Here is a 22,082-nt window from a genome sequence, read left to right as displayed (position 1 = left end):
CGCCCAGCGTTAAGCAGCAGGCGGTGACGTAGATGCTGCTCACCCTCCCCTCCATGGAACTGTGCCGCGTGGCTGGCGCCGCGACTGCGATCATCGCGATCGGCGCGCAGCGGTTCCGGATCCAGACTACGTGAAGATGATGGCTGGGCGTTAATAGTTTAGCAGCGCCTCGTCCCCGGGCAGGTAGCGCTCTTCGGTCGGGTTCATTGATCGGATCATCGTCGACCCTGCCGCGCCCCGCGATGAAGCCGCCGAGGCCTCACGGTCTTCGGTCGCTTGCCGCACTCCCCGGACCGAACGTTGTCGGCACCTGCGGGGCGCAAACGCACGATGGATTCTACTGTAGATCGTTCACCCTGCCTCTTGAGGACACCGGATCGTCGTACGGACGCCAATACACTGCTAGCAATTAGTATTAATGAAATATTAACCTTTTAACATTGGCTACGCCGAGATGGTCGGCGTTTTCTAGCAGCCTAGAAGGGGACCGAAAATGCGTTATTGGATCGTCGACAAGCCAATTAAGTGATCAGGGCGCCCGGTTCGAAAGAACCGGGCGTTTCACCGAAGCCGCAGCGACTTGTCTGCGGGCAGGTAGAGCGCTTCGGTCGGTTCAACGACTGGATGATTAAGGCGCCGGTTGCGAACTAGCGCGGTTGTGCTGCCTGCAGGCTTCCCGACACTAACCCGCGCACGACGTTACGATGTAGTAGGCATTGGTTTGGTTTGGCGACGCCCTCGCCCCCTAGAATGAAATTGTAACTAGTCGCGATCAGTATTTCTGCCATCATTCTCGCATGATGATTCTGTATGGCGTACTCGCGATCGTTTGGGGCCTCCCAATCGCTATTATCCTGGTGACCTCGGTTGGCTATGGTGTCTCTACTCGGTTCGCCCGGTTTATGCGGATACACCTTGGACTCTGACGCCACCGATTGGAGGCGGTCGCATTCATCGCTGCGGCGACGCCCGTTCGATCATCAGGTAGAGCCTGGGGCTGGACCTTCGCCTGCCTGTACGGCCATCGCGATGATGTGTATGATAACTGGCTCCGGAATGGCGTTGGCCACGTCAAGCCCGAATTGATCGCCATAAGACCAAGCTACCCAGCCCGAGTACGTAGCGAGCCCGGGTATATCGATTGAGAGAAACCGTCCGACAGTGACCCCGTATTCTGAGCGAATCTTGAAGCCCAGGGTAGACACGTTTTGAATGATTGCCGAATGCTTATCTCCGAGAGACGTTATGAGTACGGCCGGATGACTCATGGCCGTTCGGTTTGAGCACCGCCGATCAAGCGGATTGTTGCCGGCATTAGCCATCGAGCGGCGATAGGTGTTCATGTGGCTATCGTCCGTCAGGGTCGCTAAGATCTCGTTATATCTGGATTTAACCCCGTCCCGTGGCGCATTGCAAAGGCCCACCGCCCCTTGCAAGTTCTCGTTATGACACACTTGTCACAGCAGCGTTTTATGAACGATCGCTCCACGGGTCGGGTTAATGCATCCGCCCGTTCTTGATCGTGTCGACAGCGGCAGCAACACGCGCCCAATCGCCGATGTCGGCTTCGGGGCCCACGATGTGCAGCAAGGTATCGACCATCGGCTCTGATACAAATAGTCTGCGTGCCTCGACGATCGTCATCGCCTTAAGCCAAACTTCTCGAGTGCTCATCATAGCCCGAGCTTACGCCGCCTAATCTCGATCGTCAGCGCGTCCGCTATCGGATCGCCGTCATTCTTATCGGTTCGCTCGTATGCCTGTAGCGAACTACGGTCATCGCGGAACTTGATGACATCTGGATGCACTGACGGTGTAGTCATATCCTAGGACTATGCGCGGTTGCCCACGCCAGGCAAGGCATCACGCCCCGCGAGCCAAGGCACGTTCTGCATAGCGTCCAGCACAGCAGCGGAGCGCCCAGTCGTCGTGACGATGTTAAGCAGCGTCTCCATGACAGGGCCTCAGAATGACGCTTCGAGGCCTGCGTCGCGGCCTGAAATTACCTATAGGATATGGTGTCGTTATGAGGCACATTTACTGCGTTCATAGACCGTTAGTACGTGCTAGGTACAACGAGACGCGAAATTAAGACGTCGAATTTAGGTGCGCGTGGTCTTGCACGCATTCTGTTGGGACAGTTTTTTGCAGACCTTTAGTGGCCCACTTTCGCCGATGCTTGAAAAGTTTGCTTTAAACTCAGCCTTAGCGGACGATGATCGTGCGGCCATAGTTGCGCTCCCGTTTTCGTTATATTCATATAATCCCGGTAGACATATAATAAAGAGCGACGCAACGTGTACGAAATTCCAAGTTATTGTCTCAGGTTTTGCTATTGCGTACAAAGTTACGAGTGATGGATTTCGCCAGATTGTCGGCTTTCGACTACCGGGTGACATAATTAACATTCAGCATATGCAATTTGCGTATAATGATTGCAGCGTGCAGGCGACAGCGCACTGTATGGTAGCCGCGGTAGACGAGACGTTAATCCGCAATTTGACCTGCAAGCGCCCGATCATTTCGAATGCGATAATGGCAAGCGCTCTGATCGAGGCCTCAATTTCTCGCGAGTGGATTGTGAATATCGGACGCCGTAATGCCCGAGCGCGGATAGCGCATTTGTTCTGCGAGCTTGCGAGTAGGCTTGATCCATGCCGGATAGCAGAGGATCAGCCATTTAGGTTGCCTTTGACGCAGCAACAGATTGGCGATGCTGTCGGATTGACAGCGGTTCACGTCAACAGAACGATCAAGGGTCTGATAAAGGACGGCCTTCTCGAGCAAGACCGCCACCTGATTTCGTCTCCTGCCTGGGACCAGCTCAAAAGCGTAGCAGGCTTTAACCGTCGCTACCTCCAACTCGATCAGAAGGCCGCTGCACTCGGACATTCCCAATGACGGATCGAGCGACCGGCGCTGAACGGAAAATACCCGCGGACATGCGCGCGCGCATAGCTCGACGGAAAGTAGCTAGATTTGATAGTTTTCCATTAAAGGCTCGCCGCAGCGCGGAAACAACGCTGTTAGAAAGCGTAATGCGAAAGTCTGCACGCTTAAGCCCCATGTCCGCTCTCGCATGGATCGCGCCGATTTGGGCAGGGCTTTTTGTCCTCGATGCTGTGACGGGCCCGCTCTACTCGTTGAACTCAGCTTACCTTGTTCCACTATGTTTAACGACTTGGTGTTTCGGGCGGATCGCTGGCCTCATAGCCGGCACCTCGGCAATTGTGACAACGCTACATTTAAATGGCTTTGCCGATCAACTGTCAGCTAGGGCAGCCTCTATTACTGCCGCAGCGGCTGTTTGGAATGCCTCGATGCTTGTCCTCGGAGTGATCTTTATAATCCTCCTCGTGAGTGCCTTCCGTCGAGCGTTCGACCACGAGAGCAGGAACGCGTTGATGGACCCACTCACGGGGCTGGGCAACCGAAGGTCCTTTCAGCGTGAGGGCAAGCGACAGGAGTCTTTGGCTGCTCGAGATCGCAGGATCCTATTGTGTGGCGTGATAGACTTGGATGGATTTAAGGCGGTAAACGACCAGTATGGACATGCCGCAGGCGATGAGGTGCTGCGTATCGTCGCCCATGCACTCAGCGCGTCCGTTCGGCCTTACGATATCACTGCACGCCTTGGAGGTGATGAATTTGCGTTTTGCTTAACAGTTCGAGACGAGGCCGCGGGTGAGCGAAAGTCTAGCAGCATCCATCAGGCGTTGATAGCTGCGCTTGAAACCTCACAGTGGCGTGCAACGTGTAGCTTGGGCGCTGCCACAGGAAGCGACTTTGAGCAGGCCATTCGAATTGCCGATAAGATCATGTACGAAGCAAAGTCGATCAAAAAGTCTACGGCATCTTAGTGACAATCAACACGAATATGATGAACTAAGAATAAGCGTTGTCGTCGAAGCGAAATTGAAAGCGGGACTTTACAAAAGTCTGCTTCAGAGGCTCAACGCCTATTGTGGTTGACCCGTTCTAGTATCTCGCAACGCACACCTTCGCACCATATACAACCAGTGCAACAGCTGAAGCGCGAGCCTAAAACAATCAATTCATACGGTGCACTTTTCAAGTGTGATTACAATCAGTCAGGCTTAAGTCGCAGCCCAGCTTCCTTCATCGCCACCTGCCCTAGGGCCACAGCGCTCGCGTCTATAAGCGAATCCGCGAGTTTGATGGCCGCTGCGGGGGAAAGGGTCAGCGTGACTCCTGCTCCTTCAAGCCGAACGCAGCTTTTCCAGGGCGTCGCGGTAAAGCACTCAGTATCCAGTACGACGACCATCCATCTCCTATCGTCAAGCCGCAGGTGCCTGCATGGCCTAACGTATCATATTATAGATTGATTATGCGATTTATCTTAAGGGCATAGCGACGTTGTCTGGATCTCAGCAGCATCCGATGCACAGGCCTGGTGGTCCAAGCCTCCGAGCCACGCTCAGTGAGACAGCTAACGGTCGCGTAGACACACCAGCGGTCCGCTCCGCCCTGCGCTGTCTCTGGCATCACTGCCCCGAGCGCTGGTCCGTCACGATGTTTGGGAGGGCGCGCAGCAGGATAACTAAATCGGTCGGAGGCAGAGTGTGACGGCCTCATCCAACGGCATTGTGCGGCAGCTGCGTCGATGGGGCGCATATACCGAAGCCAGCAACGCGCGGGCAGCATCGGTAGCAAAAATTTGCAGTTAATCGACTTTAACCGCATGAAGTTGCAATTACTAAACAGTTATAATGCATAAATCCCCTTGTCGAAAGACGAGCACTTTTAACTTTGGGGGTTCAAATGCGCTACTGGCCAATCGGCAAGCCCATTCGCGGGTAATACTATCATCACCTTGGGAATAACCATTGTTATCATTGACACATCCCGCAGGGTGCAATCAATTCCGTGATTCGGACAATGGTGAACCTTACAACGGATGGAGTTAAAAATGCCCGGCTTTCCGAGCCGGGCATTTTTTTCGTTCGCGACTGCGTCATATTCTTTACCGGCATCTCATCGGTGCAAGCCCGATGAGTAAGGCCAAGGGGTTTCACTGCTTTTTACATAGCGTTGCACGCAGTCTTAAACGGACCGCCTACCATATAACGAACTAAAAACGTTCGTTACGCCACACTACTGCAACGGCCCTTCGTTGATCGCATCGACAGCTGCAGCCACCCGCGCCCAATCGTAGTGGTCTGGATCATCACCCATTAAACCGAGCAGCATAGCAGCGACGGGCGCGGATTCTTGCGAGCCATGCGTCTCGATGACCGCCCACGCCTTCAGCCACACTTCTCGATCACTCATCATCGAGCAAGGCTATGCGTCAGTGGCCGAGCCGGGCAAACTATCTGCACAGCGCAATGAGCTGCCTTAAGGGTCCAGTCTTCCGACGAGTGCTCCAACGGCAATCACTGCCGCAATGAGTGCCCAACCCTCCCACGTTCGCGGTGTCCATCCTATTCCGACAACCTTTGGCTGAAACCATGTTCTTGGATCGTTCATCTTAATTCCATCGATGTCGAGTCGCCGTTGCACAAAGTAATTTAGACCGTCCGATACGAGCGGCAAAACCTTACATCCCCACAATGGACGAACTGACCACCTCCATTGTCAACATCGACTTTCCGAACGAGGACAAGAGCAAGAGCAACCGACGCATGGAGTGCATGCTCTGCGCGCCTGGCGACACGGTCGAGCTGCGCCTCGAGCCGACCAACCCGTTCGACAATAACGCGGTCGCCATCTTCAGCGAGCGTGGCACCCAGCTGGGCTATGTCAGCGCCGAGCGAGCGCCGCTGATCGGCAAGCGGATGAAGGAAGGCGAAGCGATCGCCGTTTTCCAGGCGATGCACGGAAGCGGAGCCGATATCCGGATCCGGTTCGAAGGTGGTGTCCCTACCCTGCCCGACCCGGTCTCAGATGATCCGAAGCCGGCGCAGCCTCGCCCAATGCGGCCCGCGGCGCGGCCGGTGTACGATCCCCACGCGTTCTATCCTGATGAGTGGGCCCGTATGGGGAACGTAACTCCGTTCTAGAAAGGCACGTCATCGTGCTTTTCAATCACCGCTTGTATCCAAGCTCTTAATGGTGGCATTTCCGCGGGGTCTATGTTGCCCGCAATAGCTACGCGAAGCATCGTTTTGGCTCCGATCAAATCGGCACGAACTCCAAGAACCTTTTTATTTTTAGTCAGTTCATTGATGATCATTTTTACATACGGATCTGTTGCCAACGTCTCAAACGACAGTGAAATTATTCCCTGTATATCAAACATTTGCGGCTGACTTGGTGCCGATCCAATAGTTTTCTCAATACGTGAAAGTTGACGGGCAAACGCTTCCATTCGATCACGAATAGCCACGTCCGCTGGTACAGAAACTTCCGTCGGCTCAACAACCTCAAACGTAAAGTTCTCGACAAACGATTTGTAACGTTTCTGTTCATACGCGTCAAAGACGTGGCGTATCTTCTTACTAATTTCATCAATAAAACCATCAACGGAATTATATTCTAAGTCCCGCTGGTACGAATGATACTGGAATACACCAATATCGAATGGCGGCTTTTTCTCGTTGTCCGTTATCACAATCGTTGGACGCTTCGTGCTGAGCCTAAGCCCCAGTTCCAACATGACGTTCGGATTAAGTCCGCTAACGTCACAAATAACGACGTCGGATTCGTAGATCCCTTGCAAGATGCGGGCGTGTATTACGTCAACCTCTGGGCTTTCCCAAACCAACCGGACTGTCATGTCCGCTTTCGCGATAGAGCGCTCAATTATGCGCTGGACGCGACGCCAATGGTCAGCTGTGTACTCGTTGTCGCCCGCAATAGGCATGATGATGCCGCAAATTGGCTTGTCGGCGCCCTTTTCTCCAAGCTTTGGCTTGGTCGCTTTCTCAGTATCAGCCATCAAAACCCCCGTTTTACCCAGCGTGTATCACGGCCCGGATAATGGCAAGGTCGATGAGCGTCGGCTGGCTTCGCAAGGGCGAAAGCGCTATTCTCAGCATGGTGGAGGGCATCGGCCAAGAACGAGGCCACCAGCGGATTGTCAGACGCGTCGGCGACGTGAAGCGCCCAAGCGATCGCGGCGCGCAGAATTTCTGCGTCGTGTTCAATAGGCGCAGTCATGGACCTTCTGGGTACAAAGCGGATTCCGAGAGGCCAAGCAGGCCTTTGGCAAACAGGTCCAAATCAATCCATGTTGCTTTTTGTCAGAGCTTCAGCCGGACGGATCGAACGCGCTACCGGCTATCCTGATGAGGAAGGGCCGGAGCTCGGCTGCAGTACGGGAGGCTAAAAGTATCCGTGGATGTATTCGCCCGCCCGGTATTCACCAGAGAGAGCGCTTGCGGCATCGGCGCTGCCAAAGCTCAATTCTGCGTCAAACGGATTTGCGACGAAAACCGAGATTACGTCGCAGGCCTTCTGTAATTCCTGTAGCTCGATGACCAACCGGTTCATACGCTTTTGCAGTCCATCTCGGATGATACGGTCGGCTATCGGGGCCATTCTGCGCAACCGCTCGATAGTTGCCTCATCTCGGTTAAGGCGATGGCCCGCAGCCGCCGGCAGCCATCCGCCACTTTCCTGCTCGACTAAGACGAGCGATACAGTGTGCCAGATTTCCCCGGAAACTTCTCGATCTGGGTAGACGTGAGCAAGCACCTGATTGCGCACATCTATGAGGTGCATATGTTCCACTTTCTCTTCGGCGCTCAGCTTTGCTCGAATATCGAACCCACCTCGGTCTCCATGCTCGCTTTGAGTAAAGGTTGCCCGGGCATAAGCCGAAACCGCAGCGACGACTAAAGCCGTTTCTGTGTTAGTTCGATACTCGGTTCCCTGCCGCCGCCAGCTAGACCGTATTTCATCTAGCGCTTTAAGAAACCCAGTGACCATACGCATGTCCACAAGACATGATTGCGCGTTAAGAGCTTTCTGGACGATCTTGCCGAGGTGGGGCGCCTCCTTGGAGAGGGCGGCCGCAACCTTCACAAGATCCGTCATCCGCTTGAGCGGCTCAGCAATTTCGATCGAATCAGCCATTCTCCACGTTTACGCCACCGTTCGCTTCTCGCAAGACGCATCCCCGCGCGGTGCCAAGCACCCGATCGGCTGACCATGCTGCCATTCTCCTGGACCAGGATTAAGGGTGTCGATGATCATGCGGCGTTCACAGGGAGATGGCTGAACCAGACCGTCTTGTCGGGCGCCTGGATCGTGTAGCTATCCTGCTTCAGCCGCTCGCGAAGGATCGAGCCCAGCTGCTCTGCTCGCTGCCAGATCGCGGTCGGATCAGACGGGAAGCGCTGGTAATTTATCAGCCCCACGATCACCGCCGCCTCTTCGCCGCCCGTGTAGCAATAGGTCGTCTCGGTCACGGTGACGCAAAGGCCGACCTCGTCGCAGTAGTCGAGGCAAGCCGTCTCTGCCTACCAAACGTCGCCAGCGATGAAGATGCTCACCGGGTAGCTGGGGACCGCAACGCGCTTCATGCGGCACCTGTCATGCAGCCGCAGCCGCTCTCGCCTGGCAGATAGTCGAACAGCAGGTCCGGGCGGCGGCGCATCCGGCGCGCGAACTGGTCGAGCGTCATTGGCTTCTTTTCCTTGTTCCGCCGGTCCGTCAGGATCGAGACGTCGGCGCCGAGGTACGCACGCACCTTCCGCTCCATAATGGCGTCATAGGCGAAGCGGAGGGGCTGCCTCGTGTGGCGGTTCTGCCAGTGGGCCTGTCCGCCCTTGACACACATGCCCCCGCAGTTGTCATGAACGTAGCCGAGCCCGTAGTTCCGCGCCGGAGCGACGCCCAGCTGCTCGACGGGCGCATAGAACAGGCTCGGATGCTCTGTTGGGTCGCCGCACAGCGGTGCGCAATAGGCCCACCCTTCCGCAACCATCCGCGGACCGACGCCCCCGCCTTCGCCATCGTCGAAGCGATGCGACTCCCAGTCCCCGATGCCGATCGCGAAGGTGTCAGCCTCGGCGTCGCAATTCTCTGCCCGCCACTGCGCGAAGAACTTCCGCTTCAGCATCTCCGAGCAGGGATCGATCCGGCTGTTACCCAGGTATCGGCGGTCTCGGAACACCTCCCACGGGTCGCGACCTTCGACCAGCCAGATCAGTTCGGGAATATCCGCCATCGCGCGCTCGCGGATCTCTGCAAGCCACGCGCGCCAATCCGGGTTGCCGCAATAATCCTCGATCAGCGTGCCCGCCGCTGCCCGATAGTCGGGGGCCGCCTCGGCATCGATCGTCCAATTGAGCGTGCGGCCGAAGACGTTGGCCGCGCTCTCGATCAGGAACCGGCAGGTATCGGCATCTTCATAGAGCGTGTCGGTGAATACCAGCCGATGGTCGGCGTCGGGGTGCTGGGCGCGAGCGACCTTCGCGGCGCGGAACGATCCCTGCCCACCGCTGTACAGCGTGTAATGCGTCATGCTGCACACCCAGCGGCGCGAGCCAAGCGCAGGGGCCCGCGAAGCGGTCCGGTGCAAGTCCGGTGCAAAGCACGCCTGTTCTCTTCGTGTTCCCCGCGCGTTCTGCATTTGCTAGTGCCGTAAAGGCACGTAAATGGCTCAAATACGTGCCGTCCCCTTCCCTCCGAAGGCAGAGGCCTTTTGAGATATAGCCGCGTCATGCCGCGTCCTCCTGACCGAGCGCCGCGATCGCCGGGCCCCAGCCGAATCGCGCGGCCTCGGTCTGCCAGGATCGTCCGGTGCGGATCCTGCTGATCATCGAATGCCCGACCGGATAACGCGCAGCGATATCGACATTGTCTTCCCGCCGGCGGAACGCCTCGACGATCTCGCCGACATCCGCGAGCGTCAGACAGGTGGCATTGTTGTTCGCGCCGCGCTGGTCCGGGAGGCGCGCCCGGCCCCGCTCGATCATGTCACGCGTGTTGTCCAGCGTCGTCCCGATCAGCAGGTGCCGAGGATTGCAGCAGACAGGCCGGTCGCAGCTATGCCGAACGATAAGCTTGCCGGGCTCGCGGCGGTTGGCGATCGTCCAGGCTACGCGGTTGGCATGGCGGACTTCTCGGGATGCGATCTTGAAGCGGCCATAGCCCTTGGCGTTGACGCCCGCGGTCCAGTCCCAGCAGTCGCGAGCCTCGCCGACGGCGACCTTCACCCAGAACCGCGCCTCTATCTCGGCGCCGCGCTCCGACTCCAGGAAGGTCAGGATCGCTTCGTGAGCCAGCCCTAAACGGGCCGACGAATTAATCGGAATGACGCTCAGACGGTTTTCCATTTCACACCCCTTCTCTCGGTGGAAACAGCGGAGGTTTTCTGGTATTCTCGCGTCAGAAGCGCAGATTTCTGCGGTGTCGGGTTAATTGACAATTAACCAACCCCGACCCTGCGCAAACGGCGCAATTCCGCGCTTGGCACGACCGTTGCTAGGTTGCGGCAATGTGGAAACGTTTCTGCCGCCTGTTCGTGATCAAGACCAAGTTCGAGGCGTATCTCGTTATCTACGGGCTCGGTCTCGGGGCGGTCGAACGTGGCAGCCATTATCTGGAGCAGTATCCGGGCTATGGCGGCTGGCTGCTCGCGGCGGCCTGTTCGACCGCGGTATTCATGGCGGGCGGGCGGCTGATCGACTCGGTCGACCAGTCGCGCGACTGATCGCGCTTTCGCGGCCAACAGTATAAGTTCGTCGCACACCGCGTCCGCGGGCCTATCTGGGAACGCAATGACCGGGCTCACACATCTGCAACGCCTCGAAGCCGAGAGCATCCACATCCTGCGCGAAGTCGTCGCCGAGGCCGAGCGCCCGGTGATGCTCTATTCGGTCGGCAAGGATTCCGCCGTAATGCTGCATCTGGCGAAGAAGGCGTTCTTCCCCGCGCGTCCGCCCTTCCCGCTGCTGCATGTCGACACGACGTGGAAATTCCGCGCGATGTACGATTTGCGCGATCGTGCGGCAGCGGAAGCCGGGATGGAGCTGATCGTCCACACCAATCCCGAGGCGAAAGCGCTCGGGATCAACCCGTTCGACCATGGCAGCCGCCACACCGACATGTGGAAGACCGACGGGCTGAAGCAGGCGCTGACTGCGGGCGGCTATGACGCGGCGTTCGGCGGCGCGCGGCGTGACGAGGAGAAGAGCCGCGCCAAGGAGCGAATCTTCAGCTTCCGCTCGGCGAGTCACGGCTGGGATCCGAAAGCGCAGCGCCCCGAGCTCTGGCGCCTGTACAATACGCGGATCGCCAAGGGCGAAAGCATCCGCGTCTTCCCGCTGTCCAACTGGACCGAGCTCGACATCTGGCAATATATCCTGGCCGAGGGGATCGAGATCGTCCCGCTCTACTTCGCCGCGCCGCGCCCGACCGTCGAGCGCGACGGGATGCTGCTGATGGTCGATGACGAGCGGTTCCGCTTTCGTGAAGGCGAAGTCGCGGTCGATCGGTCGATCCGCTTCCGGACGCTCGGCTGCTACCCGCTGACCGGCGCGGTCGAAAGCGAGGCGGCGACGCTGCCCGACGTCATCCAGGAGATGCTGCTGACGACGACCAGCGAGCGTCAGGGCCGCGCGATCGACCATGATCAGGCGGCGAGCATGGAGAGGAAGAAGCGCGAGGGGTATTTCTGATGTCCGCCTATACGCCCGAGGCGCTGATCGCGTCGGATATCGACGCCTATCTCGACACGCATGCGAACAAGTCGATGCTGCGCTTCATCACCTGCGGCTCGGTCGACGACGGCAAGTCGACGCTGATCGGCCGTTTGCTGTATGATTCCAAGACGATCTTCGAGGATCAGCTCGCAGCACTCGAGGCGGACAGCCGCCGGGTCGGCACGCAGGGCCAGAATATCGACTTTGCTCTGCTGGTCGACGGTCTTGCCGCAGAGCGGGAGCAAGGCATCACGATCGACGTCGCCTATCGCTTTTTCTCGACCGAAAAGCGCAAGTTCATCGTCGCGGACACGCCGGGGCACGAGCAATATACGCGCAACATGGTCACCGGCGCGTCGACCGCGGACCTTGCCGTCATCCTGATCGATGCGCGCAAGGGCGTGCTGACCCAGACCCGCCGTCACAGCTATCTGGCGCACCTTGTCGGCATCCGCGAGATCGTGCTCGCGGTGAACAAGATGGATCTGGTCGGCCATGACGAGGCGCGGTTCGACGCGATCGTCGAGGAGTATCGCGCCTTTGCCGCATCGATCGGTATCGACCGCTTCACCGCGATCCCGCTGTCGGGGCTGACCGGCGAGAATGTCGCGACCCAGGCCGCGACGATGCCCTGGTACACCGGTCTGCCGCTGCTCGCGCATCTCGAGACCGTGCCGATCGACGTCGACGCGCGCCAGGCGCAGCCGTTCAGGCTGCCCGTGCAATGGGTGAATCGTCCCGATCTCGACTTCCGCGGGTTTGCCGGCATGATCGCCAGCGGCACCGTGCGTCCCGGCGACAGCGTCCGCGTCGTCCCGTCGGGAAAGACGACGACCGTCGCCCGGATCGTCGCGCTCGGCGGTGACCTGACCGAGGCGGTCGCCGGCCAGTCCGTGACGATCGTGCTCGCCGACGAGGTCGATTGCTCGCGCGGCGACGTGATCGCCGCCGCCGATGCGCCGCCCGAGGCCGCCGACCAGTTCCTCGCGACCATCGTCTGGATGTCCGACACGCCGCTGGTACCGGGCCGCGGCTATCAGTTGAAGCTCGGCACGCAGGTCGTCGGGGCGACGGTCCAGCCGCCGCGTCACGTCGTCGACGTCAACACGCAGGCCGAATTGTCCGCCTCGACGCTCGCGCTTAACGATATCGGGGTCGCGGAGGTCTATGCCGACCGGGCGATCGTGTTCGAGCCCTATGCCGACGGTGCCGATCTCGGCGGCTTCATCCTGATCGACCGCGCGACCAACGCGACCGTCGCGGCGGGAATGATCGGATCGGCGCTCCGCCGTGCGCAGAACGTCCACTGGCAATCGATCGACGTCACGCGCGAGGCGCATGCCGCGCAAAAGGGTCAGTCACCCAGGATTCTCTGGTTCACCGGCCTGTCGGGCTCGGGCAAGTCGACGATCGCGAACCTGGTCGAGAAGAAGTTGTTCGCGCTCGGCCGGCACAGCTTCCTGCTCGACGGCGACAATATCCGTCACGGGCTCAACCGCGACCTCGACTTTACCGAGGCCGGCCGGATCGAGAATATCCGCCGGATCGGCGAGGTCGCACGGCTGATGGCGGATGCCGGGCTGATCGTGCTGACCGCGTTTATCTCGCCGTTCCGCGCGGAGCGGGACATGGTGCGTTCGATGGTCGCTCCGGGCGAGTTCGTCGAGATCTTCATCGACACGCCGCTCGCCTCGGCCGAGGCGCGCGACGTCAAGGGACTCTACGCCAAGGCACGCGCGGGCGAGATCGCCGACTTTACCGGTATATCGAGCCCGTATGAGGCGCCCCAGCGTCCCGACATCCGGATCGATACGACCCGCGAGAGCCCGGAGGCCGCGGCCGAGCGCATCGTCGAACATGTCATCGGCGTCTGGAGCTACGACCTGTGACGACCGACCTGACCGATGCCGGACTCGCGCGCTCGGTGGCGCTAGAGGCAGGCGCGCTTCTGCAGGAAATCCGGGCGCGAGGGACGATCGCGGGGGCGGCGATGGGGGCTGCGGGCGACCGCGAGGCCAATATGCTGATCATCGACCGGCTGCGCGCCGAACGCCCGGACGATTTCATCCTGTCCGAAGAATCGCTCGACGATCGCAGCCGCTGTGCGGCGCGGCGCGTCTGGATCGTCGACCCGCTCGACGGCACGCGCGAATATGCCGAGGGCCTCGACGACTGGGCGGTGCATATCGGCCTCGCGATCGATGGCGTCCCGCGCGTCGGTGCGGTCGCGGTGCCTGCGCGCGACGCGGTCTTCGCGACCGACGATCCGGCACGGCCCTGGGCACCCGCTGGCGAACCGCTTCGGATCGTCGTCAGCCGCTCGCGAGCGCCGGACATCGCACGTCGTGTCGGTGTCGCAATGGGGGCGACGCTGGTGCCGATGGGATCGGCGGGTGCCAAGGCGATGGCCGTCGTCGATGGCCGGGCCGACGCCTATCTGCATGACGGCGGTCAGTATGAATGGGACAATTGCGCCCCGGCTGCGGTTGCGATCGCCGCGGGGCTGCATGCGTCGCGGATCGACGGCAGCCCGCTGGTCTACAACTGCGTCGATCCGCTGCTCCCCGATCTCCTGATCTGCCGTCCCGAGCTGGCCGCGTCGATCCTCGCGGCCCTGGCCGCAGAGCGCGACTAGTCGGCCTTGGACCTCGCGTGGAGATAGCGGCTCGAAAAGTCCGCGACCTCGCGCAATGCGGTCCAGCTGGGAATGCTGATCCATCGTCTGGTGCGGACGATCAGCCCTTCGCTTTCGAGCAGCTTCATCGTCCGGTTGACATGGACCGCGGTCAGCCCGAGCGCATCACCGATCTGTTCCTGTGACATCGGCAGCTCATAGCCCCTGACCCCGTCGAGACCCTGAGCGTCGAGCCGCGCTGCGACTTCACACAGGAAATGCGCCAGCCGGGTCCGGGCGTCGCGCCGCCCGACGTTCAGCGCCCATTCGCGGAAGATCGATCCCTCGACCAGCGTGTTGACGAACAGCGCGTGACCGATCGCAGGATGCGACAAGGCGAGTTCCTGCAGCGCTGCGCGCGGAATGATCGCCACCTCGGCGCGCGTCAGCGTCTGGACGTTGTGGTCCGCGAGATCGAGAAACAGATGCTGGAGATCGAGCGGCTCGCCGGGAATGTGCAGCGACACGATCTGCCGCAACCCGTCGCCGGTGACCTTCTGGCGAAACGCATAGCCCGAGACTAGCACCGAGCAATGCTGGAGACTGTCGCCCTCGCGGACGAGATAGGCGGATGCATCGAACGTGCGGACATGGTGCGGCAGGGCCTGGATCGCCTCGCGATCACGTCGGTCAAGCGTCGCATGGGTCTCGAGCTTCCGGATCATCAGCGCGAGGGGCGATGTTGCAGTCTTTGCGGGGGTCGGGGACGATGGAGCGATGGCCAACGCAGTTCTCCAGTCGGTGTGACGGGAGCGCGCGCATCTCTCTGTCGTCGGCGGTCAGGAACGAGCCAGCGATGGTAGCGCTATAGCAGGCTGGCGCGCCACGACCAGCACTGTCAATCGGGGGTTGGTTAGAGGGCCTGCCGCTCAGCGCGGATGCAGGCGGGCCAGCGCAATCCCGGCAAGATTGTGGGACCGGCCGACATGGCGGATCTTCACCGTCTCGAACGTCGCGGCAAGCGCCTGAAAGGCGTCGCGGTGCGCGCGAAGCTCAGCCGATCGACAGCGCGCAGTACCACGCGCCTGCCCCACCACCAGCGCGGAGTCCCCGCGCAGATCGACCGAGACCGCGCCAAGCTCGCGGGCGACTCTCAGCGCATGGATCGCCGCCAGCCATTCCGCATCACTGTTGGTGCCGTGGCCGCAATCATCCAGGATATGGGTCATGCCGCGAACAACGACGCCGATCTCGATGCGCCCCGGGTTCGGACGACATCCGCCGTCGAAGAACAGCTTAAGCGGAACGCTGGGCATCGTCGTCACCCTCCGGGGAGGTCCGGCCCGCCCAGGCGAGCGCGCCGCCGACGACCAGCAGGATTATGCCTGCCTTGCCGGAACCTCGACGCAGTGCACCAAGCCCGCCAACCGCGAGGAGAACCGACGGCATCGGCGCGCGCGCGGCACGAGATGCCGCCGCGGTCTGCGCCGTTCGCACGCCACGCCGCGGCTCTGCTATCTCGGGTGTGTCTGATGGAGGGGGCGCCGTTACCGTAGCATCGGCGACGGCGGCACCGCGCGCACCGGCCGGACGTTCGGGCCCGGTGGTCGTATCGCGGGTGGTGCGATGCTCGAGTTCGGCGTTGAGCTCGGCCCCGAGGAGGAAGACATAGGCGGACAGCCACAGCCAGGTCAGCAACACGACCACCGCGCTCAGCGAGCCGTAGGTCGCGCCGTAATTCCCGAAATTTGCGACGTAGAAACCGAAGCCGATAGTCGCGGCGAGCCAGATCAGCGTCGCTGCAAGCGACCCCGGGGTCAGCCATGCCCATTTGGCATGCGCGCGGTTCGGCCCGTACCGGTACAAGCACGCCGCTGCGGTGACTGCGAGCATTGCCAGTACCGCATAGCTGGTAAGCCGCAGTAGCGTCAGGACGAAATCGGGAGCCCCCGGAATCATGCTGTCGAGCAGTGCGAAGGCCGCGGTCGACAGCGCGGCAGTCAGCGCCAGCACCACGGCGCCCGCGGTGATCGAGAATGCGAGGATATACAGCGCGAAGAACCCGCGGGTCTCGCGTTCCTCATAAGCGATGTTAAGCGCCGTGACGATCGACGATGCCCCCTTCGACGCACCATAGAGCGCAAGCGCGAGTGCTAGGATCAGTCCAAACCCCTTCTTGCCCTCCGACGTTCCGACCACGGTGGCGAGCTGGTCGCCGATGACCTTGGCCGCGTCCGCCGGCAGCACCTGGAACAGACCGCGGATATTCGCGACGACCGTCGCCGTGTCCGCGACCAGCCCGTAGATCAGCACGATCGAGGCGAGCAGCGGCACGATCGCCGCGAATGCGTAAAAGGCGGTGCCGGCGGCGATCAGCCCGATATTGTCGTCGCTGGCTTCCGCCCAGCTGCGTTTCAGCACCGACCACCAGGTGGCCATAGACATCGACCACGGGCTCGTCGCGTCGACGGGCGCGTCGCCGTTTGCCACTGCATTGCTCACTCAAAAATCCCCTTGGCCGCCCATCGCGCCGTCCCGATCCCTTGCAAACGCCGCGGCCGCGATTTCGTGCCGCGACCGGAACAGGTCAGAGGTCGCGCAACGCCCGGGCCGGCCTCGCACTCAGGATCGGCCAGGCCCCGATCAGCCCAATAGCCATCGTCAGCCCCGCGCCCGCCACCAGCGTCGCGACCACCGCCGGATAGCTCGGCAGCCATGAGAACGCGAAGACCTGCGTGACGACATACCACGCCCCCCCCAGCCCCAGCAGCAGCGCCACCGCGGACAGGATCACCGTCAGAAACGCATATTCGAGTGCCTGGACGCCGAGCACCTGGAGGCGAGTCGCGCCGAGCGTGCGCAGGATCACCCCGTCATAGGTCCGCGCTTCACGCGCCGCGGCGATTGCGCCGATCAGCACAGCGATGCCGGCGAGGATCGCGACCGACGCCGCCGCGGTGATCGCGGTCGCCATCTGCCCCACGATCGTTCGCAATTGCCCCAGAACGTCGCGGACCTCGATCACCGAAACAGACGGAAACCGCGGCAGCAGCGCGCGCATCACCGCCCCCTCCTCGCCACGGTCGAGATCGATCGTCGCCGCCAGGTTATGCGGCGCGTCGGCGATCGCGTTGGGGGAAAAGACCATGACGAAGTTGAAGCCGAGCGTATCCCAACTGATCCGCCGGAACGAGGCGATCCGCGCGCTCCGTTCGACACCCAGCAGGCTGTACTGGATCGGATCGCCGATCTTCAGAGCCAGCGCCTTGGCCAGCCGCTCGTCGATCGACACCAGCGGCGGCCCGGCATAGCCGCGCGGCCACCAGCGCCCGGCGGTGATCTGGCTGCCGTCCGGCAGCGTCTCGGCATAGGTCAGGCCACGTTCGCCACGCAGCGCCCAGGCGCCTTCCGGCAAGGTCTTTAGATCGGCGACACGCGTCGTTGCATAGCCCGTGATCGTGCCGCGCATCGCGGGCACGGTGGTCACGACCGGCTTGCGCGCGGCCTCAGCGACCGTCCGGCGGAATTCGGCTTCGCGCTGCGGCGGGACGTCGAGCGCAAACAGCGCAGGCGCGCGCTGCGGAACGGTCTGCGCGATATTCGCATCGATGCTCGTCCGGATTGCCGCCAGCAGGACGAACAGCGTCAGCCCCAGGCCGAGGGCGACCACCAGCGTGCCGGTCCGAGCGCCAGGACGGTGCAGTGCTGCAATCGCAAGCCTGAGCAAAGGCTGGCGCGCCCGCGGCAACCGCGCAGCCGCGATCCGGATGACCCAGCCGAACCCGGCAAGGAGGAGCAGCACGGCCGCAACCGCCGCAAGGAACCCCGCGCTGAGCCCGGGCTGTTCCGCGGTCAGCAGCGCGAGCGCAACGAGCGCAAGCCCGCCACCGGCGACCCAGGGCAGCGTCCGGCGCAACGGTACGCGCCGCTGGCCGGCACTGCCACGCAACAGCACGACCGCCGGCACGCTTCCGGCTTCGACCAGTGCTGGCGCGGTAAACGCCAGCGCGATCACCATGCCATAAGCGGCGGCGAGCAGCAGCGGCACGGGCTGCACCGCAAAGCTCGGCGCGACCGGCAGCACGTCGCCCGCGAGCGCGACGATCAACGGCACCGCCGCAGCGCCGGCAATCAAACCGGCGAGAATGCCAATCCCGGCGACAACGACGATCTGGATCAGATAGACCCGGGCGATCATCCCGGACGTCGCACCAAGCACCTTGAGCGCGGCGATGCTCTGCCGCCGTGCGGCGAGATAGGACGAGACCCCATTCCCGACGCCGATACCGGCGATGACGAGCGCGGAGAGTCCGACGAGCAACAGGAACTGGCCCATCCGCTGGACGAACCGCTCGGCACCGGGCGCCGCGCGATCGCGGGTCTTGCTTTCCCAGCCCGCCGACGGGAATGCCGCCTTGATCCGGTCGACCGCGCGCGTGGGCGCGAGTCCCGACCGGAGGCGGACGCGATATTTGGTCTCGTACAGGCTGCCGGGCTGGATCAGGCCGGTCCGCGCAATCCCGGGCAGCGAAACGATCGCGACGGGCCCCAACGTAAAGCCTTCGCCGAGCCGGTCAGGCTCCTCGGCGAGGACATGGTCGACCACGAACTCGGCCGTACCCAGCCGGATCCGGGCGCCGCGGCCGACGCCCAGCCGGTCGGCGAGCGCGGGCGCGATCCAGATCCCCGAGTCGCGCGGCGGCTCCGCTGCGCCCCCATCGGCAAACCGGACGGTGCCGTACAACGGATAGGCGCGGTCGACGCCCTTCAGTTCGATCGGCACGCTGGCCGTACCGCGCACCGCCGTCGCCTGCATGCGCACCGTCTCCGATACGGTGCCGAGCGCGGCCATCGCGCGACGCTCCTCGGATGTCGCAGCGCGCTGCGACGTGGCGAATTCGACGTCGCCACCCAGGATCGTGCTGCCGCGACTTGCCAGTTCGCCGTCGATCGCGCGGGTCAGGCTGCCGATCGCCGCCAGCGCGCCGACCCCCAGGAACAGACAGGCCAGCAGCAGTCGCAGGCCGCGGAACCGCAGATTGAGCTCGCGCCTGGCCAGACGCCAGGCGAGCCGCCAGTCGGTCATGCCTTCGCGCCCGTCACGGACCGCAACTGATCGCGGACGATACGCCCGTCACCGAGTTCGACGACCCGGTCGCACCGCGCCGCGAGGACCGGATCATGCGTGATGATGATCAGCGTCGCGCCCGTCGCCGCGCGTCGATCGAACAGCAGGTCCATCACCGCCGCACCCGTCGCGGCATCGAGGTTGCCCGTCGGCTCGTCCGCGAAGACGAGGTCCGGCCGCGGTCCCAGCGCGCGGGCGATCGCGACACGCTGCTGCTCCCCGCCCGACAGCTGGGTCGGATAATGCCCGGTACGGTGGCCGAGCCCGACCGCCTCCAGCTCATCGGCGGCGCGTGCGAACGCATCGGCCATGCCGGCAAGCTCCATCGGGACGGCGACGTTTTCCAGCGCGGTCATCGTCGGCAACAGATGAAATGCCTGAAGCACGATGCCGATACGACCACGCCGCGCGCGTGCCAGCGCATCCTCGTCGAGCGCGCCGAAATCGAGTCCCGCCACCTCGACCTCTCCGCCGCTCGCCTGTTCGAGCCCGGACAGCACCGCCATCAGCGACGATTTGCCCGACCCTGAGGGCCCGAGCAGCGCCACGCTGCTGCCCCGCGCAATGTCGAGATCGATGCCCTTGAGGATCGCGGTCGCTGCACTCGCACTGCCGAGCGTCAGCGTGACATTGCGGGCCGATATCACCATATCGTCGGAGGTTGATCGGGACATGGAGCACTTTACGTTGGAGCGATACAGGCCTTCATATGTGGCAGTCGCCGCGGTTCTCCAAGCGCTGGTCCTCGCGGGGTGCGATCGGGCGGCGGATAGCCCGGCCCCTGTGGCGGCCACCCGCGGCGCGGGCAGCGACACGGCCGTCGATGGTACAGCGGTCGCGATGCCTCCCGCGCCGGCCGGTCGCGAGCGCCTGATCCTGGCCTTTGGCGACAGTCTGTACGCGGGGTACGGCGTCGCGCGCGGTCACAGCCTGCCCGACGTTTTGCAGGCGACGCTGCGCCGCAAGGACGTCAACGCGACGATCGTCAATGCCGGCGTCTCGGGCGACACCAGCGCGGCCGGGCGCCAGCGGTTTATCTTCACGCTGGACAGCCTGCCCCGCAAACCCGATCTCATCCTGCTCGGCCTGGGCGGCAACGACGTGCTGCGTCAGATCGCGCCTGCCGAGACCCGCGCCAACCTGACCGCGATGATGGACGAGGCGCGCCGCCGCGATATCCCCGTAGTTTTGACGGGCATGCGGGCGCCCCCCAATCTCGGTCCCGAATATCAGGCGGCGTTCGACACGATCTGGCCCGATCTTGCCAAAACCTATGGTGCGGATCTCTATCCTTTCATTCTCGATGGCGTGATCGGCGACGCTGCGCTGATGCAGCGCGATCATGTCCACCCGAACACACGCGGCATCGATCGGATCGCTGACCGATTTACGCCGATCATTCTGGGACAGCTCGATAAAGGCTGATACGGACCAATCCGCCTGTTGACGACCGGACGAACCGCATGGTTGAGCATGGGGTCACGAGCGGCCGCAACGGGCAGCCGAGATGGGCAGCCGACAGGGGCCGCCGACAAGGGCGAATGCAGGGGCGGAACGATGCATCGAAGTGGGTTGATCGCGCGGCTCGAACGCCATCTTGCGCTAACGGAAGAGGAACGCGCCGCGATCTCGCGCGCCGAGCAACGCGAGATCCGGCTCAAACCCGGCGAGATCCTGATGGCCGAGGGCGGGACGAGCCATGCGCTGTTCGTCGTGCATTATGGCTGGCTGCATTCGGCGGCGAGGCTCGCAGCGGGCGGCCGCCAGATCCTGCGCTTCCACTATGCCGGCGACCTGATCGGCACGTCGAGCATCGCTTGGTCGCAGGCTTCGGCAACGCTGACCGCAGTGTCGGACTGTACCGTCACCGAACTGCCCAAGGCCGATCTGGGCCAGATCTTCCGCCAGCAGCCGCGGCTCGCCGGGCTGCTCTATGCCATCGCCGCGGCGGAGAATGTCGCGATGAGCGACCGGCTCACCTCGATCGGCCGCAAAGGTGCGGCGGAGCGGCTGACCACGCTCCTGCTCGATATCCTGGCGCGTCTTCGGGTCACTGCCGGTGGCGTGATCGACTCCTTCGACCTGCCCCTGACGCAGAGCGATATCGGCGATGCGCTCGGCTTGACCAAGGTGCACGTCAACCGGACGATCCGTGCGCTCGAGCGTGACGGCGTGATCGAGCGCAACGGTCGACGAGTCCGGATCCTCGACCCGGAGCTTCAAATGCGGCGGACGGGCTTTGTCGACCGCTACGGCGAGATCGAGACGGCATGGCTGCCGCCGGCGCCGTAACGACGGCGCCAGTCCGTTTGGCGGTCAGTTCGGCTCGACGACGAAAAGCGTCACGCCCTCATATTTGATGTCGTGCGGGTTGAAGACGGCGTCGGGCCGGAACCCCTCGTCGATCACGACGATATCCTTCAGCCCGGCGAGCTTGAACGTGCCGAGCTTGATCTCCTTGGGCGGCTGTCCGTCGCGCTGCAGCGTGACCGCGTCGACGAACACGTCATCATGGCGCGTGAACAGGATATGCGGCGCGAGTTTGACATGCATCCGGTTGTAGACCGCGGTCACGCACTGGCGCAGCGCGATCGCTTGCAGCAGCAGCGCGTTGGCGTTGCTCGGGACGGAACCGGGTGTCGAAGAAGCAGGCATATGGTGCATCGCAGCATTGTTTAATGGTGTCGCGGCGTTCGCACGAACGCCGGCGGGGTGACAAGCGTAA

At 62.3% G+C, this 22,082-nt stretch carries 23 protein-coding genes; 9 read left to right on the top strand and 14 right to left on the bottom strand.

All coding sequences use genetic code 11. The features are described 5' to 3' along the window. Positions 1 to 980: 980 nt before the first annotated feature. A complete protein-coding gene (locus sphsw_RS19465) occupies positions 981 to 1,343 on the bottom strand; it encodes a hypothetical protein (RefSeq protein WP_152555500.1) in 363 nt (120 codons plus the stop codon). 154 nt (positions 1,344 to 1,497) lie between these two features. After that, a complete protein-coding gene (locus tag sphsw_RS19865) occupies positions 1,498 to 1,644 on the bottom strand; it encodes a hypothetical protein (RefSeq protein WP_159510867.1) in 147 nt (48 codons plus the stop codon). A 531-nt stretch (positions 1,645 to 2,175) separates the two neighbouring features. Here sphsw_RS19865 and sphsw_RS20890 point away from each other — a divergent pair. Both sphsw_RS20890 and sphsw_RS18950 read left to right on the top strand, forming a co-directional pair. Further along, positions 2,176 to 2,901 carry a Crp/Fnr family transcriptional regulator gene (locus tag sphsw_RS20890; protein ID WP_031441146.1) on the top strand — a complete coding sequence of 242 codons (726 nt, stop codon included), beginning with the start codon at positions 2,176 to 2,178 and terminating at the stop codon, positions 2,899 to 2,901. Between the two features lie 164 nt (positions 2,902 to 3,065). Then, complete coding sequence (locus sphsw_RS18950) at positions 3,066 to 3,860, top strand: GGDEF domain-containing protein (RefSeq protein ID WP_160172643.1); 795 nt, start codon at positions 3,066 to 3,068, stop codon at positions 3,858 to 3,860. Positions 3,861 to 5,115: 1,255 nt separating this feature from the next. On the opposite strand, the gene sphsw_RS19860 is transcribed toward sphsw_RS18950, so the two are convergent. Beyond that, entirely contained in the window at positions 5,116 to 5,277 is a 162-nt protein-coding gene (locus sphsw_RS19860) for a hypothetical protein (protein ID WP_160172642.1), read from the bottom strand. A 296-nt stretch (positions 5,278 to 5,573) separates the two neighbouring features. On the opposite strand from sphsw_RS19860, the gene sphsw_RS13975 reads away from it, so the two are divergent. Next, a complete protein-coding gene (locus tag sphsw_RS13975; RefSeq protein WP_052380945.1) occupies positions 5,574 to 6,023 on the top strand; it encodes an HIRAN domain-containing protein in 450 nt (149 codons plus the stop codon). Here the strand turns inward: sphsw_RS13975 and sphsw_RS13970 are convergent. From sphsw_RS13970 to sphsw_RS18390, 5 genes are all read right to left on the bottom strand, one after another. Next, the gene (locus sphsw_RS13970) at positions 6,020 to 6,901 is read right to left on the bottom strand and encodes a hypothetical protein (RefSeq protein ID WP_152555498.1); all 882 of its coding nucleotides are present in this window, start codon (positions 6,899 to 6,901) and stop codon (positions 6,020 to 6,022) included. The two genes, sphsw_RS13975 and sphsw_RS13970, sit on opposite strands and share 4 nt — an antisense overlap. 386 nt (positions 6,902 to 7,287) lie before the next feature. After that, positions 7,288 to 8,040 carry a hypothetical protein gene (locus tag sphsw_RS13965; RefSeq protein ID WP_031441141.1) on the bottom strand — a complete coding sequence of 251 codons (753 nt, stop codon included), beginning with the start codon at positions 8,038 to 8,040 and terminating at the stop codon, positions 7,288 to 7,290. Between the two features lie 116 nt (positions 8,041 to 8,156). Beyond that, on the bottom strand, positions 8,157 to 8,375 hold the full coding sequence (locus tag sphsw_RS13960; protein ID WP_031441140.1) for a hypothetical protein: 219 nt from the start codon (positions 8,373 to 8,375) through the stop codon (positions 8,157 to 8,159). Between the two features lie 110 nt (positions 8,376 to 8,485). Beyond that, the gene (locus sphsw_RS13955) at positions 8,486 to 9,433 is read right to left on the bottom strand and encodes a hypothetical protein (protein WP_031441139.1); all 948 of its coding nucleotides are present in this window, start codon (positions 9,431 to 9,433) and stop codon (positions 8,486 to 8,488) included. A gap of 196 nt (positions 9,434 to 9,629) precedes the next feature. Beyond that, positions 9,630 to 10,247, bottom strand: a complete 618-nt coding sequence (locus sphsw_RS18390; protein ID WP_052380944.1) for an HNH endonuclease — start codon at positions 10,245 to 10,247, stop codon at positions 9,630 to 9,632. 161 nt (positions 10,248 to 10,408) lie between these two features. Between sphsw_RS18390 and sphsw_RS13945 the strand changes: the two genes are divergently transcribed. Genes sphsw_RS13945 through sphsw_RS13930 form a run of 4 tightly spaced genes read left to right on the top strand, consistent with a single transcriptional unit; the run spans position 10,409 to position 14,250 of the window. Then, complete coding sequence (locus tag sphsw_RS13945) at positions 10,409 to 10,624, top strand: hypothetical protein (RefSeq protein ID WP_031441137.1); 216 nt, start codon at positions 10,409 to 10,411, stop codon at positions 10,622 to 10,624. A 22-nt stretch (positions 10,625 to 10,646) separates the two neighbouring features. After that, entirely contained in the window at positions 10,647 to 11,591 is a 945-nt protein-coding gene (gene cysD / locus sphsw_RS13940; protein WP_200874041.1) for a sulfate adenylyltransferase subunit CysD, read from the top strand. Next, positions 11,591 to 13,504 (top strand): sulfate adenylyltransferase subunit CysN, encoded by a 1,914-nt coding sequence (gene cysN / locus sphsw_RS13935; RefSeq protein ID WP_031441135.1) that lies wholly within the window; start codon positions 11,591 to 11,593, stop codon positions 13,502 to 13,504. Before cysD ends, cysN begins: the two co-directional genes overlap by 1 nt. Beyond that, on the top strand, positions 13,501 to 14,250 hold the full coding sequence (locus tag sphsw_RS13930; RefSeq protein ID WP_042467347.1) for a 3'(2'),5'-bisphosphate nucleotidase CysQ: 750 nt from the start codon (positions 13,501 to 13,503) through the stop codon (positions 14,248 to 14,250). Before cysN ends, sphsw_RS13930 begins: the two co-directional genes overlap by 4 nt. Here the strand turns inward: sphsw_RS13930 and sphsw_RS13925 are convergent. From sphsw_RS13925 to sphsw_RS13905, 5 genes are all read right to left on the bottom strand, one after another. Next, positions 14,247 to 14,954, bottom strand: a complete 708-nt coding sequence (locus sphsw_RS13925) for a Crp/Fnr family transcriptional regulator (protein WP_031441133.1) — start codon at positions 14,952 to 14,954, stop codon at positions 14,247 to 14,249. The genes sphsw_RS13930 and sphsw_RS13925 overlap by 4 nt on opposite strands. A gap of 204 nt (positions 14,955 to 15,158) precedes the next feature. Beyond that, positions 15,159 to 15,545 (bottom strand): ribonuclease HI family protein, encoded by a 387-nt coding sequence (locus sphsw_RS13920; protein WP_031441132.1) that lies wholly within the window; start codon positions 15,543 to 15,545, stop codon positions 15,159 to 15,161. Continuing rightward, positions 15,526 to 16,674, bottom strand: a complete 1,149-nt coding sequence (locus tag sphsw_RS13915) for a YihY/virulence factor BrkB family protein (RefSeq protein WP_081874342.1) — start codon at positions 16,672 to 16,674, stop codon at positions 15,526 to 15,528. The genes sphsw_RS13920 and sphsw_RS13915 overlap by 20 nt, the downstream gene beginning before the upstream one ends. A 142-nt stretch (positions 16,675 to 16,816) precedes the next feature. Continuing rightward, positions 16,817 to 19,315: an ABC transporter permease gene (locus sphsw_RS13910; RefSeq protein ID WP_031441130.1), complete on the bottom strand. Its 2,499-nt coding sequence runs from the start codon at positions 19,313 to 19,315 to the stop codon at positions 16,817 to 16,819. Then, a complete protein-coding gene (locus sphsw_RS13905) occupies positions 19,312 to 20,031 on the bottom strand; it encodes an ABC transporter ATP-binding protein (protein ID WP_031441129.1) in 720 nt (239 codons plus the stop codon). The genes sphsw_RS13910 and sphsw_RS13905 overlap by 4 nt, the downstream gene beginning before the upstream one ends. Positions 20,032 to 20,197: 166 nt before the next feature. Between sphsw_RS13905 and sphsw_RS13900 the strand changes: the two genes are divergently transcribed. Next, the gene (locus sphsw_RS13900; protein ID WP_052380954.1) at positions 20,198 to 20,782 is read left to right on the top strand and encodes an arylesterase; all 585 of its coding nucleotides are present in this window, start codon (positions 20,198 to 20,200) and stop codon (positions 20,780 to 20,782) included. Positions 20,783 to 20,914: 132 nt separating this feature from the next. Next, the gene (locus sphsw_RS13895) at positions 20,915 to 21,649 is read left to right on the top strand and encodes a Crp/Fnr family transcriptional regulator (RefSeq protein WP_031395205.1); all 735 of its coding nucleotides are present in this window, start codon (positions 20,915 to 20,917) and stop codon (positions 21,647 to 21,649) included. Positions 21,650 to 21,673: 24 nt separating this feature from the next. Here the strand turns inward: sphsw_RS13895 and sphsw_RS13890 are convergent, their stop codons facing one another. Beyond that, on the bottom strand, positions 21,674 to 22,012 hold the full coding sequence (locus sphsw_RS13890) for a hypothetical protein (protein WP_042467360.1): 339 nt from the start codon (positions 22,010 to 22,012) through the stop codon (positions 21,674 to 21,676). Positions 22,013 to 22,082 lie beyond the last annotated feature (70 nt).

It is taken from the genome of Sphingomonas sp. FUKUSWIS1 (assembly GCF_000733135.1).
Taxonomy (GTDB): Bacteria; Pseudomonadota; Alphaproteobacteria; order Sphingomonadales; family Sphingomonadaceae; genus Sphingomonas; species Sphingomonas aerolata.
The sequence above is the reverse complement of the archived record's forward strand: the minus strand, read 5'-3'. Positions and strand labels throughout refer to the sequence as shown.

Coding starts and splice junctions, on each gene's coding strand:
- sphsw_RS20890 (WP_031441146.1), top strand. CDS start 2,176: ATGCTTGAAAAGTTTGCTTTAAACTCAGCCTTAGCGGACGATGATCGT.
- sphsw_RS13900 (WP_052380954.1), top strand. CDS start 20,198: ATGCCTCCCGCGCCGGCCGGTCGCGAGCGCCTGATCCTGGCCTTTGGC.
- sphsw_RS13915 (WP_081874342.1), bottom strand. CDS start 16,674: ATGTCTATGGCCACCTGGTGGTCGGTGCTGAAACGCAGCTGGGCGGAA.
- sphsw_RS13970 (WP_152555498.1), bottom strand. CDS start 6,901: ATGGCTGATACTGAGAAAGCGACCAAGCCAAAGCTTGGAGAAAAGGGC.
- sphsw_RS13920 (WP_031441132.1), bottom strand. CDS start 15,545: ATGCCCAGCGTTCCGCTTAAGCTGTTCTTCGACGGCGGATGTCGTCCG.
- sphsw_RS13890 (WP_042467360.1), bottom strand. CDS start 22,012: ATGCCTGCTTCTTCGACACCCGGTTCCGTCCCGAGCAACGCCAACGCG.
- sphsw_RS19865 (WP_159510867.1), bottom strand. CDS start 1,644: ATGACGATCGTCGAGGCACGCAGACTATTTGTATCAGAGCCGATGGTC.
- sphsw_RS13955 (WP_031441139.1), bottom strand. CDS start 9,433: ATGACGCATTACACGCTGTACAGCGGTGGGCAGGGATCGTTCCGCGCC.
- sphsw_RS13910 (WP_031441130.1), bottom strand. CDS start 19,315: ATGACCGACTGGCGGCTCGCCTGGCGTCTGGCCAGGCGCGAGCTCAAT.
- sphsw_RS13925 (WP_031441133.1), bottom strand. CDS start 14,954: ATGATCCGGAAGCTCGAGACCCATGCGACGCTTGACCGACGTGATCGC.
- sphsw_RS18950 (WP_160172643.1), top strand. CDS start 3,066: ATGTCCGCTCTCGCATGGATCGCGCCGATTTGGGCAGGGCTTTTTGTC.
- sphsw_RS13905 (WP_031441129.1), bottom strand. CDS start 20,031: ATGTCCCGATCAACCTCCGACGATATGGTGATATCGGCCCGCAATGTC.
- sphsw_RS13945 (WP_031441137.1), top strand. CDS start 10,409: ATGTGGAAACGTTTCTGCCGCCTGTTCGTGATCAAGACCAAGTTCGAG.
- sphsw_RS13895 (WP_031395205.1), top strand. CDS start 20,915: ATGCATCGAAGTGGGTTGATCGCGCGGCTCGAACGCCATCTTGCGCTA.
- sphsw_RS13965 (WP_031441141.1), bottom strand. CDS start 8,040: ATGGCTGATTCGATCGAAATTGCTGAGCCGCTCAAGCGGATGACGGAT.
- sphsw_RS18390 (WP_052380944.1), bottom strand. CDS start 10,247: ATGGAAAACCGTCTGAGCGTCATTCCGATTAATTCGTCGGCCCGTTTA.
- cysN (WP_031441135.1), top strand. CDS start 11,591: ATGTCCGCCTATACGCCCGAGGCGCTGATCGCGTCGGATATCGACGCC.
- sphsw_RS19465 (WP_152555500.1), bottom strand. CDS start 1,343: ATGAACACCTATCGCCGCTCGATGGCTAATGCCGGCAACAATCCGCTT.
- sphsw_RS13975 (WP_052380945.1), top strand. CDS start 5,574: ATGGACGAACTGACCACCTCCATTGTCAACATCGACTTTCCGAACGAG.